The 14,784-nt window shown below is 66.8% G+C and carries 13 protein-coding genes; 9 read left to right on the top strand and 4 right to left on the bottom strand.

The window, feature by feature from the left end; translation table 11 throughout:
- Positions 1 to 4: 4 nt before the first annotated feature.
- The 7 genes from NMD1_RS06870 (at position 5) to NMD1_RS06840 (ending at position 9,393) form a co-directional block, all read left to right on the top strand.
- Entirely contained in the window at positions 5 to 304 is a 300-nt protein-coding gene (locus NMD1_RS06870; RefSeq protein ID WP_124809897.1) for a DUF1153 domain-containing protein, read from the top strand.
- A gap of 354 nt (positions 305 to 658) precedes the next feature.
- The gene (locus tag NMD1_RS06865) at positions 659 to 1,906 is read left to right on the top strand and encodes an efflux RND transporter periplasmic adaptor subunit (protein ID WP_125954289.1); all 1,248 of its coding nucleotides are present in this window, start codon (positions 659 to 661) and stop codon (positions 1,904 to 1,906) included.
- 16 nt (positions 1,907 to 1,922) lie between these two features.
- A complete protein-coding gene (locus tag NMD1_RS06860; protein WP_125954186.1) occupies positions 1,923 to 5,114 on the top strand; it encodes an efflux RND transporter permease subunit in 3,192 nt (1,063 codons plus the stop codon).
- Positions 5,115 to 5,227: 113 nt separating this feature from the next.
- Positions 5,228 to 6,439 carry a DUF445 domain-containing protein gene (locus NMD1_RS06855; protein WP_233497423.1) on the top strand — a complete coding sequence of 404 codons (1,212 nt, stop codon included), beginning with the start codon at positions 5,228 to 5,230 and terminating at the stop codon, positions 6,437 to 6,439.
- The gene (locus NMD1_RS06850) at positions 6,436 to 6,981 is read left to right on the top strand and encodes a GNAT family N-acetyltransferase (RefSeq protein WP_125954185.1); all 546 of its coding nucleotides are present in this window, start codon (positions 6,436 to 6,438) and stop codon (positions 6,979 to 6,981) included. The genes NMD1_RS06855 and NMD1_RS06850 overlap by 4 nt, the downstream gene beginning before the upstream one ends.
- A 59-nt stretch (positions 6,982 to 7,040) precedes the next feature.
- Complete coding sequence (locus tag NMD1_RS06845; protein WP_125954184.1) at positions 7,041 to 7,229, top strand: hypothetical protein; 189 nt, start codon at positions 7,041 to 7,043, stop codon at positions 7,227 to 7,229.
- 877 nt (positions 7,230 to 8,106) lie between these two features.
- Positions 8,107 to 9,393, top strand: coding sequence for an amidohydrolase family protein (locus tag NMD1_RS06840; RefSeq protein WP_125954183.1), 1,287 nt, complete (start codon positions 8,107 to 8,109; stop codon positions 9,391 to 9,393).
- A 45-nt stretch (positions 9,394 to 9,438) separates the two neighbouring features.
- Here NMD1_RS06840 and NMD1_RS06835 read toward each other — a convergent pair whose 3' ends face one another.
- Complete coding sequence (locus tag NMD1_RS06835) at positions 9,439 to 9,930, bottom strand: GNAT family N-acetyltransferase (RefSeq protein ID WP_125954182.1); 492 nt, start codon at positions 9,928 to 9,930, stop codon at positions 9,439 to 9,441.
- A 74-nt stretch (positions 9,931 to 10,004) separates the two neighbouring features.
- Between NMD1_RS06835 and NMD1_RS06830 the strand changes: the two genes are divergently transcribed.
- Both NMD1_RS06830 and NMD1_RS06825 read left to right on the top strand, forming a co-directional pair.
- Complete coding sequence (locus NMD1_RS06830) at positions 10,005 to 10,970, top strand: isoaspartyl peptidase/L-asparaginase family protein (protein ID WP_125954181.1); 966 nt, start codon at positions 10,005 to 10,007, stop codon at positions 10,968 to 10,970.
- Positions 10,971 to 11,101: 131 nt separating this feature from the next.
- Positions 11,102 to 11,551, top strand: a complete 450-nt coding sequence (locus NMD1_RS06825) for a hypothetical protein (RefSeq protein WP_233497393.1) — start codon at positions 11,102 to 11,104, stop codon at positions 11,549 to 11,551.
- 53 nt (positions 11,552 to 11,604) lie between these two features.
- Here NMD1_RS06825 and NMD1_RS06820 read toward each other — a convergent pair whose 3' ends face one another.
- The 3 genes from NMD1_RS06820 to NMD1_RS06810 form a co-directional block, all read right to left on the bottom strand.
- Positions 11,605 to 12,816, bottom strand: coding sequence for an RDD family protein (locus NMD1_RS06820; protein WP_125954180.1), 1,212 nt, complete (start codon positions 12,814 to 12,816; stop codon positions 11,605 to 11,607).
- Positions 12,816 to 13,886 carry a stage II sporulation protein M gene (locus NMD1_RS06815; protein WP_125954179.1) on the bottom strand — a complete coding sequence of 357 codons (1,071 nt, stop codon included), beginning with the start codon at positions 13,884 to 13,886 and terminating at the stop codon, positions 12,816 to 12,818. Before NMD1_RS06815 ends, NMD1_RS06820 begins: the two co-directional genes overlap by 1 nt.
- A 10-nt stretch (positions 13,887 to 13,896) precedes the next feature.
- The coding region (locus NMD1_RS06810; RefSeq protein ID WP_147457735.1) for a DUF58 domain-containing protein at positions 13,897 to 14,784 on the bottom strand (888 nt) is incomplete at its 5' end.

Here is a 14,784-nt window from a genome sequence, read left to right as displayed (position 1 = left end):
TGCCATGATCGAGAACCAGAAAATCAGACCGGCGCAAGTTATCGGACCTCTCGGCGAACCGCTGACGGTCGATAGCCTGCCGCCTCCCAACACCAAGCGCTGGGTCGTCCGGCGCAAGGCCGAAGTCGTGGCCGCCGTCAATGGCGGGCTGCTGACGATCGACGAAGTGTGCGAACGCTACAGCCTGACGATCGAGGAATTCGCCTCGTGGCAGCGGGCGGTCGACCGTTCCGGCATGCAGGGCCTGCGCGTTACGCGCATCCAGCACTACCGCGATCTATACGAGCGCCAGCTCAAGTATTGACGCTTTCTACCGGTTATCCACGGGCAGCCGCTCCTGTTTTCAGGGGCGGCTGTTTCCGTTTGGGCGGTGCTCTGACCAACCCGAGGTCGCTCGGCCGGGTGCTGAGGCGACGAATACTGACGCCGCCTCGCTGACGGGACCGGTCCGCAACGGCGCAATGCCTTCAAGGGCATGGATCGTTCTTCGTCGAGCCAGAATTGCCACTCGTCGTTTCGACGTCTATTGCCATGAACAAAGGTGCCAAGCTTGCGCAGAAGGCCTGCTTGCAGCCACTGCCATACACGTATAATACACCTTGGTTTGAAGGAAGGGGCAGGTCTCCCCGGCCACCGTGGAGACCGACGCGTGAAAACGATGAACTACGAAACCAGCATCAGTGCGGACATGAACGACGCCGGCCGGCAGGCGGATGCCGCCCATGCGGGTGTCGCGTCGGGTTACATGGAAGTCGGGCGGACCGGCGGCGGATGGTCGCGCGGCCGCGTGCTGCTGGTCGTGGCACTCGTCCTGCTCGCGCTGGGCGGCGCCTACTACCTCAAGCACCGCAACGCGGCAGCGACCGCAAGCGCGGAGCAGGGCGGGGCGCAGGCGCAGACGGTCACGGTCATCACGCCCGGAATGACCTCGGTACAGGGCACCATCGTCGCCAGCGGCACGATCGCCGCGCGGCGCGAGATGCCCGTCGGCGTGGCCGGCGAAGGCGGCAAGGTGGCGAGCGTGCTGGTCGACGCCGGCGACTGGGTGCAAGCCGGGCAGGTCCTGGCGGTCATCGACCGGTCGGTGCAGGCCCAGCAGGTCGAAAGCCAGGCCGCCAACGTGGAAGTGGCCGCAGCCAACGCCCGGATCGCCCAGTCCAATCTCGATCGCGCGCTCAAGCTTGTCGACAAGGGCTTCATTTCCAAGGCCGACGTCGATCGCCTGACCGCCACGCGCGATTCGGCAATGGCGCAAGTGCGCGTGGCGCAGGCCACGCTGGGGCAGTTGCGTGCCAGCACCGCGCGGCTCAACATCCTGGCGCCCGAAGCGGGCCTTGTGCTGACGCGCGGCGTGGAGCCGGGGCAGGTGGTCAGCAGCGGCAGCGGCGTGCTGTTCCGCATCGCCAAGGGTGGCGAACTGGAAATGCAGGCGCGTCTGGCCGAAGCCGACATGGCGAAGCTGTCCGTTGGCGTCAGCGCGGACGTGACCCCGGTGGGCACGGCCACGCCGTTCACCGGCCAGATCTGGCAGTTGGCGCCGACCATCGACGCGACCACGCGCGAAGGCATCGCCCGGATCGCGCTGCCGTACAACGATGCGCTGCGGCCCGGCGGTTTCGCCAGCGCGACGATTCGCAGCGGCACCGTCACCGCACCGATGCTGCCCGAATCGGCGATCCTCAACGATCAGAACGGCGCCTTCGTCTATGTCGTGAACAAGGATGACAAGGTGGAACGCCGCCCCGTGAAGGTTGGTGACGTGACGGCGGCCGGCATCGTCGTGCGCGAAGGGCTGAACGGCAGCGAACGCATCGTGCTGCGGGCGGGCGGCTTCCTCAATCCCGGCGACAAGGTGCGCCCGGTGGCGGGCGGGAAAACGGCAGCCAAGCCGGCCACCGGCCACTGATCCGGAGCCCGGCGCCATGAACTTCCGCAACATCTCGGCCTGGTCCATCCGCAACCCGGTGGTCCCCATCGTCCTGTTCCTGGGGCTGACGCTGGCCGGGCTGGTTTCGTTCATGGGCATGAAAGTCCAGAACAATCCGGACATCGAGTTCCCGATGGTGATCGTCGAGATCTCGCAACCGGGCGCGGCGCCGACCGAAATCGAGAACCAGATCACCCAGAAGGTCGAATCCAGCGTCCGCACGATCGCCGGTGTGGATACGATCACCTCGACGGCATCCGAAGGCAGCAGCCAGACGATGGTCCAGTTCAAGATCGGCACCGACATCAACGCCGCCGTCAGCGAGGTGAAGAACAAGGTCGACCAGGTGCGCGGCGAACTGCCCGACGGCATTCTGGAACCGTCGGTGTTCAAGGCGGAAACCTCGTCCGATCCGATCGCCTATTTCGCGGTTTCGGCCGACGACATGACGATCGAGCAGCTTTCGTGGTTCATCGACGATACCGTGGCCAAGCGGCTGCTGGCGCTGCCGGGCATGGCGGAAGTGGCGCGCGCGGGCGGGGTCAACCGTGAAATCGCGGTCACGCTCGATCCGATGCGGATGAAGTCGCTGGGCGTTACCGCCAACCAGATCAACGCCACGCTGCGCCAGGTCAACCTGAACGCCGCCGGCGGCAAGGCGGAAGTGGCCGGCGCGCGCCAATCCGTGCGCGTGCTGGGCAATGCGCGGTCGGCCTTCGACCTTTCGCAGACGCAGATCGCGCTGAGCGGCGGGCGCACCGTGAAGCTGGCCGACGTGGCCGACGTGCGCGACAGCTACAGCGAAATCACCTCCATCGCCAAGTTCAACGGCAAGCCGGTCGTCACGTTCAGCATCGCGCGCGCGCGGGGCGAATCCGACGTCAGCGTCTATGACGAAACGGTCAAGGAACTAGCCAAGCTGCAGGCGGAACAGGGCAACAAGGTCCGCTTCCAGCAGCTGTTCAGCAGCGTTGGCTACACCAAGGACGAATACCGCACGTCGATGTCGTCGATGGTGGAAGGCGCGGTGCTGGCGGTCATCGTGGTGTTCTTCTTCCTGCGCGATTGGCGCGCGACGATCGTTTCGGCGATCGCCATCCCGCTGTCCGCCATCCCCACGTTCTGGGTGATGAGCCTGATGGGCTTCACGCTGAACACCATGTCGCTGCTGGCGCTGGGCCTGGTCGCGGGCGTGCTGGTGGACGATGCGATCGTGGAGATCGAGAACATCGTCCGGCACATCCGCATGGGCAAATCCGCCTATCAGGCCTCGATCGACGCGGCGGACGAGATCGGGCTGGCCGTGCTGGCCACGACGTTCTCGATCGTCGCGGTGTTCTTCCCGGTGGCGCTGATGCCGGGCGTTTCCGGCCAGTTCTTCAAGAACTTCGGCATGACCGTGGTGGTGGCGGTGCTGTTCAGCCTGCTGGTGGCGCGCATGATCACGCCGATGGTCGCGGCCTATTTCCTGAAAGCGCACGGCCACGCCGAACATGGTGGCGGGCCGTGGATGGACCGCTACATGAAGATCCTGACCTGGTCGCTCGATACGTCGCGCGTGCAGGCCTACCTCGCCTCGGTCCGCGCGCGGGGCATCCGTCCCGGCTTCCGCCACTGGACCATGGCGCGCCTGCGCGACCATCGCCTGTGGATGATGGGCATCGGCTTTGCCGCGCTGCTGCTGACCGGCGTGATGTTCATGGTGATCCCGCAGCAGTTCTTCCCCGATACCGACAACGATTTCAGCACGATCACCATCGACATGGTGCCCGGCACCACGATCGAGCAGACCGAACAGAAGGTGGACGAGGTGCTGGCGCTGGTGAAGGACCAGCCCGACCTGGGCGTGGCGCTGGAGCGCATCCGCGAAGGCAACGGCCGCGTGTTCCTCAACTGGAAGAAGGACCGCAAGGAAAGCAGCCTCGTCCTCGAGCGCAAGCTGACGCCGGTGCTGCAGCAGGTTTCCGACGCGCGCGTCAACTTCCAGTCGCAGAACGGTGGCGGCCCCGGCGGCGGATCGGGTCGGCCGATCAGCGTGATGCTGTCCGGCTCCGATCCCGATCTGCTGCAGAAGACCGCGCAGACGCTGGTCGAACAGATGAGCGGGTTGAAGGAAGTGGTCGCGCCGCGGATCAGCGCGGACCTGCGCCGCCCCGAAATCGTGATCACGCCGCACATGGACCTTGCCGCCTCGCTGGGCGTGACCACCCAGGCGCTGAGCCAGGTGATCCGCATCGCCACGCAGGGCGAAATCGACCAGAACAGCGCCAAGTTCTCGCTTTCCGACCGGCAGGTGCCGATCCGGGTGAAGCTGCCGGTCCTGTCGCGCCGCGATCTGTCGACGTACGAGAACCTGCCGGTGCCCACCGCGTCCGGCGGATCGGTGCCGCTGGCCCGCGTGGCGACGATCTCGTTCGGCTCCGGCCCCACCACGATCCAGCGCTACAACCAGAACCGCCGCGTCTTCGTCGGCGCGGACCTGCCGCCAGGCGTGGTCAAGGGCACGGCCGACAAGGCGATCAAGAACCTGCCGATCATGCGCAACCTGCCGCAGGGCGTGTCCAACGCGCCGGCGGGCGAGGACCGCTGGCAGCAGGAAATGCTGAGCAACTTCTTCGTCGCGCTGGCGGCGGGCGTGCTGCTGGTGTTCTCGGTGCTGGTGCTGCTCTACCGCCGCTTCATCTCGCCGCTGGTAAACATGGGCTCGCTGTTCCTGGCGCCGCTGGGCGGGCTGCTGCTGCTGCTGGTGCTGGGGCAATCGCAATCGCTGCCCGTGTTCATCGGCATCCTCATGCTGTTCGGCATCGTCGCCAAGAACTCGATCCTGCTGATCGACTTCGCGATCGAGGAAATGGAAGCGGGCACGCCCAAGCTGGCGGCAATCCTCGAAGCCGGGCACAAGCGTGCGCAGCCGATCGTGATGACCACGGTGGCGATGGTGGCGGGCATGGTGCCCACCGCGATCTCGCTGGGCGGCGATGGCGGCTGGCGCGCGCCGATGGGCACGGTGGTGATCGGCGGGCTGACGCTGTCGACGCTGCTGACCCTGCTGATCGTGCCGGCGGGCTTCAGCCTGGCCGACGGCGTCGAGAAGCGCATCGGCCCGTGGCTGGGCCGGCGCGTGCTGACCTACGACCCGCATGATCCCCGGCAAAAACCCGCCGATGGAGCGTTACCGGCCGAGTGACGGTTTCTTCCGACGATCCGGCGGGGAGGGCGATGCCCTCCCGCGCCTCTTCCCGGACCCGCACGGCCGCGCGCCTGAAGGGGACACTCCTTCCCGACGATCGGGCACGCCGGCTGCGCCTGTTCGCGACCGGCCTGCTGCTTGTCATGGCCGTGCTGTTCTTCCTCGCCCGCCAGGCCGAACAGGGCGGTGGATCGCCCGCATGGGGCTTCCTGCGCGCCTTTGCCGAAGCGGCGATGGTCGGCGGACTGGCCGACTGGTTCGCGGTGACGGCGCTGTTCCGGCACCCGCTGGGGCTGCCGATTCCGCACACCGCGATCATCCCGGAAAACAAGGACCGCCTGGCCGATTCGATGGCGGCGTTCCTGCGCGAAAACTTCCTGACCCCGCAAGTGGTGGCGCGGCGGCTGGCCGGCATGAACGCGGCGGCCATGGCCGGCGGCTTCCTGGCCGATCCCCGGGGCGGAGAAGGCCGGGTGCGCGCCGGCGCGGCCAATCTTGTGGCCGACGTGCTCGAATCGCTCGATCCGGAAAAGCTGGGCGGCCTTGCCAAGGGGGCCTTGCGCGGCCAGCTCGCCAGGTTCGATCTGGCGCCGCTGCTGGGGCAACTGCTGGGCGCGATGATCGCCGATGGCCGGCACATGCCGGTGATCGAGGGGCTGGCGCGCCGCGCGGCACTGACGCTGGAGGCGAACGAGGAACTGGTCCGCGCCATGATCCACGATCGCGCCAACGCGATCCTGCGCTGGACCGGGCTGGACGAACGGCTGGCCAACGGGATTCTCGATGGCCTGTACAAGTTGCTGGCGGAAACCGTGGTGATGCCCGACCATCCGCTGCGTCGGAAGATCGAGGAAGGGCTGGAACAGCTCGCACACGATCTGGTGCATGACGAGGCGATGCGGGCGCGGGTGGAGCGGATGAAGGAAGAGGTCCTGGCCAATCCTGCCTTCGCCGCGTGGCTCGATGCCGTGTGGGAGCGCGGGCGCGCCGGCCTGCTGAAGGCGGTGCGTCAGCCCGATGGTGTCCTCTCGGGCCAGTTCGGCGCCAGCCTGGGCGAACTGGGCCGGGCGCTCCAGCACGATGCGCGGCTGCAACTGCTGGTCAACCGCTTCGCCCGGCGCACGCTGGTGGGCGTGGCGACGCGCTATGGCGGGCAGATCGTGCGGCTGGTATCCGAGACGGTGCGCCGCTGGGATGCGCGCACCGTGACCGACCGGATCGAGGGCGCGGTCGGCCGCGATCTCCAGTTCATCCGCATCAACGGCACGCTGGTGGGCGGGCTGGTCGGTGTTTCGATCCATGCCGTGGACGTCCTGCTATGAACGATGACGAACCCTTCCTGCTGACCGAACGCCTGGCCTTGTGGAAGCCCCGCGCGTCCGACCGGGCCGAACTGCTCGCAATGGTCGCCCCGCCCGAAGTCCGCCGCTTCCTGGGCGATCGCCCGACGACCGAGGCCGACGAGTTCGCGCGGCTGCAGCGCAACGCCGGAAGCTGGGCGCTCTATGGCTATGGCACGTTCATCTGCCGCGACCGCGCCGATGGCCGGCTGGTGGCGCTGTGTGGCCTGTTCCATTCGTGGCGCGGCTTCGGCAAGGGGCTGGACGACGCGATCGAGGCGGGCTGGATCGTGGCGCAGCCGGATTGGGGCAAAGGCATCGCCGGCGAGGCCATGCGCGCCGCGATCGCCTGGTTCGACGCCGCGATCGGTCCGCGCCGGATCGCCTGCATGATCGAGGAAGGCAACGACGCCTCGCTCGCGCTCGCCGCCCGGCTGGGCTTCGTGCGCTATGCCGTGGAGGATATGGGCGAGGAACGCCCGCTGATCCTGCTGGAACGGTTGCCGGAGGGTGCTGCGTCGTAGGCGGCTGTCTGGACGCAATAACGATTGCGAACAGGGGGGTCGGGCGCGATGTTCCCACCATGAGCAGCGATCATTGGACCTTCCGACAGTGGGAAAACAACACGATCGAGAAGATCGTGACGACGGGTTTGGCCGCGCCCGCGGAACATCGTGCTGACTACCTGAGGGTTCAAATCCGAAGCGCCATTCAGCAGTCCTTGCGGCATGGTCGCTCCGGCCGAACCGATGACGATCCGGTTTTCCCTTGAACCACAATGCACCGCCTTTTGCGCATAACAATCGGCCCTTTCGGATACAGTGCGATTGTGGGCTTTGGGATTACCGAGCTCCGTTCGTCCTGAGCTTGTCGAAGGACGCGCGATACGGTCGGGTTTTGAAGCGGTTCGCCGCGCGAGGCCAGCATCGCGCGCGTCCTTCGACAGGCTCAGGACGAACGGATATGGGGATTGGGGAAAGTCCGCTTCCTACCTGTTCCCGATCGGAGTAGACGTTCTGGATACGACGCGGTTGCGGACATCAAACCTTGCAACCTTGCCGCCCCAGTTTACGCTCGCCCTATGGAAGCGAAGCAATATAGGCGTTGGGCTCAAGGGAGTCTTAGAGACCGAGCGAAGGAACGAGGCATTCAGGTTACCGGGCCGAAGAATTATCCTAGTCTGCTTCTCCGGAAGTGTGATGACCTTTTGATCTCTTACTACGACAAATGGTGGCGATCAGAATTTAAAAGAAGTGGCTTTGGCGGCGCACTATCGTTCGCGATCGAAAATGATGACGTTGCGAAGCCCGCGATCGCTCCTTTGATTAATCTAGGCGACTTTTTCCTCCCGATACGCTCGCCGGAAAATTTAGAGGAAATTGACCTTTTTATCGATCAACTATCTCAACTAGCGGAATGGTGCGCAACCGAGCGGTGCGATCAATTTACGAAGCTTGCTAGAGGACCTGAGCCTACGCTTTCCAAATTGGGACCGGCGGTCAAAATTCTTCGAGAGTTTCTCTTAACGATACCGCATCTCTCCCCGCATTAGCATCGTCTCCCGTCCCCACCCCGCCTAAATCGTTGCATCTGCAACCGGAGTCCGCCAGTCTCCGCGCGGGACCGCGCTGGAGACGGGAAAAATTGGCATGAAACAGGGTTTTGCAGCGCTGGCCGCGCTCGTGCTGGCGCAGGCCGTGGTGCCGGGCGTGGCGCTGGCGGAGACGGTCTATGTCCGCGCCGGGCGGCTGGTCGATACCGAGAAGGGCGCCGTGCTGCCCGCGCGCCTGATCCGCGTCGATGACGGCCGCGTCGTTTCCGTGACGGCGGACGGGCCGGTTCCGCAGGGCGCGACCGTGGTCGACTGGTCGGCCTATACCGTGCTGCCGGGCCTGATCGACATGCACGTTCACCTTGCCGATCTGGAGCAGAGCGAGAACGTGGCCGAACCGCTGCTGCACGCGCCGATGGAAATCGCCTATATCGGCGCGCGCAACGCCCGGCGCACGCTGCTGGCGGGGTTCACCAGCGTCCACGATGTCGGCTGTTTCCGCGCCTTCGCCGATGTCGAGCTGCGCAACGCGATCAACCGGGGCGACGTGATCGGCCCGCGCATGAGTTCCGTCGGCGCCTATGTCACCATCCCCGGCGGCGGCGGCGAGGTGACCGGCTTCGCGCCCGACGTGAAAGTGCCCGACGACATGCGCGCGGGCGTGGTCACCGATGCCGCGAACACCGTGGAGAAGGTCAACTACCTGTTCCAGCACGGCGTGGATTCGATCAAGCTGATCGCCACCGGCGCGGTGCTGGCGCAAGGCACCGAACCCGGCCAGCAGGAACTGACCGAGGAAGAGATGCATGCCGCCGTGACCACCGCCGCCTCGCGCGGATCGTGGGTGACGGCGCACGCGCACGGCGCGGAAGGCATCAAGTCCGCCATCCGCGCGGGCGTGAAATCGATCGAGCACGCCTCGCTGATCGATGATGAGGGCATCGCGCTGGCCAAGGCGAAGGGCGTGTTCCTCGACATGGACATCTACAACGGCGATTTCATCAACGATTACGGCAAGGCCCACGGCTGGCCGGCGGACATGCTGCGCAAGAACGTGGACACCACCGACGCGCAGCGCGAAGGATTTCGCAAGGCGGTGAAGGCCGGGGTGAAGCTGACCTTCGGCACCGACGCGGGCGTCTATCCCCACGGCCTGAACGCGCGCCAGTTCAAGTACATGGTCCGCTACGGCATGACGCCGATGCAGGCGATCCAGTCCGCCACCACGGTGTCGGCGGAGCTGCTCGGCTGGTCGAAGGACGTCGGCGCGCTGACCCCCGGCCATTTCGGCGACATGATCGCGGTGAGCGGCGATCCGCTGGCCGACATCACCGTGCTCGAAAACGTGCAGCACGTGATGAAGGGCGGCGACGTGGTGAAATGAGGCGCTGAAGCAGGCGCTGAAGCAGGCCCTGAATCAGGCCCTGAATCAGGCGCGGCCGGACAGGTCCAGCGTCAGGCACTGGCTGAAATCGTCGATCACGTAATCGGCAAAGGCGGGGCACGGCACGAAGCCATGCTTGCGATAGAGCCCGACCGCGGGGTGGAACGGTTCGGTGCGCCCGGTTTCGAGGCTGACCCGGGCATAGCCCCGGCGCCGGGCCTCGGTCAGGAGATGCACCAGCATCGCCTCGCCCACGCCGTGCCCGCGCCATTCCGGGGCGGCGCGCATCGATTTCAGCTCGCCATGATCGTCCGACAGGTGCCGCAAGGCGCCGATGCCGGCGATGGCTTCCCCGATCCACGCCGACCAGAAGGTGACGTCCGGCTGGCGCAGCGCCGCCACCGGCAGGGCGTGGACCTTGTCCGCCGGCGAATGCCGCTGCATGTCGGCCAGATGGTACGCGACCAGGGCCTGTACCTCCTCGCCGGACAGCGTGTCCTCGACGAAGCGCAATGCGGTGATGTCGTGCCGGCCCATGCCCGTTCTCTTGTCCGTGACTGTTTTTCAGGGACATGCTGCCCCATCCGGTTTCATCTGCTATCGCTTCCGGCATGACCGAGACAAGCGAAAGACGCGCGGATTCCGCTCTGCGCTGGAGCATTGCGATTCACGGCGGCGCGGGATCGATGCGCCGCGAGACCATGGACGAGGCCGCGCGGGCAGCGCACGAGGCGGGGTTGCGCGCCGCGCTCGATGCCGGCCGGGCGGTGCTGGCGGCGGGTGGCACCGCGCTGGATGCGGTGGGCGCGGCGGTGGCCGTGCTGGAGGACGATCCGCTGTTCAACGCCGGGCGCGGATCGGTGTTCACCTATAACGGCATCAACGAGCTGGACGCGGCGGTGATGGACGGGACGACGCGCCAGGCCGGGGCGGTGGCGGGCGTCACCCACGTCCGCAACCCGGTACGGCTGGCGCGCGCGGTGATGGACCACAGCCCGCACGTGCTGCTGGCGGGGGCCGGGGCCGAGGAATTCGCGCGCGAACAGGGGATCGAACTGGTCGATCCCGACTGGTTCGCGACCGAGGAACGCTGGCGGCAGTTGCAGGAGCTGAAGGCGAAGAAGCTGGGCTGGTTCGACGATGGCTTGAAGTATGGCACGGTCGGCGCCGTGGCCTGCGACAGCCATGGACACGTGGCGGCGGCGACATCGACCGGGGGGCTGACCGGCAAGCGCTGGAACCGCATCGGCGATTCGCCGGTGATCGGTGCGGGAACCTATGCCGATGATCGCGCGGGCGCGGTCAGTTGCACCGGATCGGGCGAACAGTTCATCCGCGCCGGCGTGGCGCACGAAATCTGCGCGCGGATGCGGCTGGCGGGCGAAAGCGCGCAAGGCGCGGCCGACGCGGTGCTGGCCGAAGTGGGCACTATGCGCGGTGTGGGCGGCGTGATCGTGGTGACCCCTGCGGGCGAAACCGTGTTCGCCTTCACCACCCCCGGCATGTTCCGCGGCCGCGCCGATCACGCGGGGCTCTACGAGACCGGGATTTTCGGGATGGCGGGCAGCAAGGATTGATTGACTCCGTTTCGGACCGGGCGCAGCTTTCGTGACGCCATGGGGCCGAGAGAATAACGGGAAGCCCGACACCACGGCATGGTCCACGCGGGGAGGGGACGCCCGCGTTTTTCATGTGTGGAGATCCTGAAATGAAAAGCGTTCGTTCTGCCGTGCTTGCCGCGGCTGCTGCTGTTGCCCTGATGGCCCCTGCGTGGGCGCGGGCCGAAGACTATCCGCTCAAGCCCGCCGAATATGTCGAGGTGGCGCTGATTTCGGTCGATGACGGGCATGACCTTGAATACGCCACGCATCTCGCCAACATGTGGCGCAAGTCGCAGGACTACGCGCTCAAGCAGGGCTGGATCAGCGGCTATGAAATCCTCAGCAACGAATTCAAGCGTCCGGGCGAGGCGGACTACTACCTGCTCACGCGCTTCCCCGCGCTGCCCGATGCCGCGGAATCGACCCGCCGGCAGGAGGCCTATACCGCGTACATGCAGATGAACGAGTCGCAGATGCAGGCCGCGTCGGGCGATCGCGCCAAGTACCGTCGCCAGATGGGGTCGGAACTCCTGCGCCGCTGGGTCTGGACCAAGTAGAACGTGACATCGGCGGCTTCGCAACCGGCTTGTTCCGGGCGCGAAGCCGCTGGTTACCGCACACCCGAAACCACGCTCCGCCCCAGCTTTTCGCGCAGCTGGGCGTAATAGGCCTCCAGGAACGGACGGGCATCGGCCGCGTCCACCTCCCGCCCGATCTTGCCGCCGATGCGCGCGGCGACATCGCCCAGCGTTTCCGGATCATCGGCGCGCAGCACCTGCTCCAGCACGTCGAGTTGCTGTTCGCCGTAGTACGAAAGCTCGGTGGCGGTGAAGCGCCACGCCGATGACGTCGCCTGCCGGGCATCGGGCACGAACTTGTCGGCCTTGCGCTGGCCGAAGCGCATGCCCCGCTCCAGCCTTTCGCGCAATTGCGTGTAATAGGCTTCGAGGAAGGCGCGCTCGTCGCCCGATCCCGCGCTCCAGCCGATCTTGGCGCAGATCGTGGCGGCGACTTCGGCCAGCGCCTCCTCGCGCCCGTCGCGCAGCACGCGCTCCAGCACCTGCAGCTCGTATTCGCCATAGACCGCCAGTTCCGCCTCGCCAAAGCGATAGGCGGCGCCGGTGAGCGTGCTTTGCCCGCGTGCGCCGTCGCCCAGCGACATGGCCTTTTCCAGCTTGCGGCGGGGGGCATCGACCACCCAGGTGCCGGCGATGACATCGCCGCAGCGCAGGGCATCGCGGTTGAAGAAGGGAAACAGCACGAAGATCGCGAACCACACTACCCCGGCCCAGCCCGCTTCCTCGGTATCCGCGCCGCTGGACCAGGCCGAGGCGAAGAACACCAGCGGCATGAACAGCTCGATATCGCGCACCAGGTTGCGCGCGATCACCGCTTCCGTGGTCAGCCGCCCACCATCGCGCGCGGCGATGCGCAGGCCGCAGATGCGCTTGCCCGGCGTGGCCCCGCGCGGCCCGAGTTCGAAGAACAGGAAATAGGCATTGCGATAGAGGAACATCGCGATGATCCACGCGATCTCCAGCGCCTGTCTGGCATGGGCAGCAGGGGTGTTCTGGTCCAGGCGGTTACCCCCGAAGCCGCCCGCCACCCATACCAGCAGCAGCGTGGTGCCTACCATCGAGCCGACGATGAACAACAGATCAAGCAGCAGCGCCGAGGCGCGCGCGGCGCGCGATCCGATCGCGAAGGGCAGCGCGACGCCTTCGGGCGTCACCACCCGGCGCAGACGCTTGTCCGTCGCTGGCCCGGAACGCGGCGCCCGGCGCCCGTCTGCGGTTTTCCGTTTCCACGGCAGGCGCGCCATCACTGGCCCTCCGCCGTCACGCGCCCGCGCCGCCAGACGAAGAAATAGCCGCACCAGAACACCAGCATGAACCCGCCCAGCGCCAGCCGGGTGGAGGTGATGTCGACAAGCTGGCGCGCGAAGCCTTCGAGCAGCGCGGCGACGATCAGCATGAACACCACGCCGGCCATCACCTGCGCCGCGCGGCGGCCGGCCGCAGCCGCCGCTTCCAGCACTGTCGCGTCGCCGGGAAAGGCCATCGCGCGGCCGATGTGTATCCCCGCGCCGCCCGCCAGCAGGATCGCGAACAACTCCGTCGTGCCATGCACCGACAGCCAGCCGATCAGGTCCAGCGTCAGCCCCTGCCCGTGGTAGAGCCACAACAGCGCGCCAAGCATGGTAGTGTTGTGGACCAGCAGCATGATCGACGGCAGGCCGAAAGCGAAGCCCAGCGCAAACGCCAGGATCGAGACTTGTGCGTTATTGTTGAACAGGAAGGCGGCGAACACGCTCATCCCGTTTTCCTTCTGATGGCCGAACAGCGTGCCGTGCAGCACTTCGCGGCTGGCGCCCGGCACGCGCTCGTCGGCGAAGTTCGCGCTTACCAGCGAGTAATACCAGTCGGGATTGGAGGAGACGAGCAGCCAACCCACCACCGTTCCCGCGATCATAGCGGCCAGCGCGATCAGCAGGTCGATCCAGATCGCCCGCACGGCCGCGCCCCAGCCGCCGCCCAGGAAGCGGCGGAACCAGCCCCACAGGGTCGTGCGCGGGCCGTAGACCAGAAACCAGGCGCGCTGCGTCAGCGCTTCGAGGTAGGACAGCGTGGCACGATCGAGCGAGGTTTCGCGCGCGATCGAAAGGCTGGAGGCGGCGGTGCGGTACAGCACCGGCAGGGCCAGCAGATCCTCGTCGGAAATGCCGCGCAGCCGCCCCTTCTCCATGCGGGTGACGATCGCTTCCAGCCGCTTCCATTCGGCCTCGCGCTCCAGCCGGAAGCGGTCGGACCGCAGTGCCGCCTCGCTGGCGGCGGCGGCTTGTTCCTCGGTCTTCGAGAACCAGCCGGTGACGCGTTGGGCCAACGTGCTCATAAGCGCCTGCTCATCCGATGCTTCCCTGCCGCTTGACCGCGAGATAGGCGTCCAGCAACCGCACCCCGATCCGGTCGTGCGGCGCTTCCACCACGCGCACGCCCAGGTGGCGCAGGCGTTGCAGCACCAGCGCGCGCTGGCGGGCGAGCGCCGTGGCGGTGACCGCCATCGCCACCGCCTGCATGTCGAGCGCGGGCGCGGCGACGATCTCGGCAAGCTCGGCATCGGCCATGACCACGAACATCACGATATGGCGTTCGACCAGCCGGCCGACGTTCTCGATCATCAGTTCGGCGCTGGTGGGATCGGTGAAATCGGAAAACAGCACGATCAGCGAACGGCGCTGGAGCCGCGCGGAAAGCTGCGACAGCGCCAGCGTGAAGTTCGGTTCCTCCGCGTGGTAATCCAGCGTGGCGGCGGCGTGCTGGAGCCGGACGAAATCGCGCGAATGCGTGACGAAAGGCGTCAGCACCTGCGGCCGCGCCGCGAAGCCATAGAGCGCCACGCGATCCTGCGCCTTCAGCGCCACATAGGCGGTGGTAAGCGCGGCGGTAACGGCGCGGTCGATGCGCGGCAGCCCGGCCACCGGCTCGCACATCGTCTGCCCGCAATCGAAGGCGAACACGATCTGGTTGTTGCGCTCGACCTCGTATTCCTTGGCGAACAGCCGGGCGTGGCGGGCGGAGCTTTTCCAGTCGATCCGCCGCCGGTCCATGCCCGGTTCGTATTCGGCCAGCGCCTCGAAATCGGTGCCTTCGCCGCGAATGCGCCGGGCGATCATGCCGAACTGGGCATCGCGCAGGAAGATCTGGAGCGCGGGGCTGCGCACCGGGGCGATGTTCGGCCGCACGCGGACCAGCGCGTCGCTGTCCACGCGGACCTGGCGATGGGCAAGGCC

Source organism: Novosphingobium sp. MD-1 (genome assembly GCF_001014975.1).
Taxonomy (GTDB): Bacteria; Pseudomonadota; Alphaproteobacteria; order Sphingomonadales; family Sphingomonadaceae; genus Novosphingobium.
The sequence above is the reverse complement of the archived record's forward strand: the minus strand, read 5'-3'. Positions and strand labels throughout refer to the sequence as shown.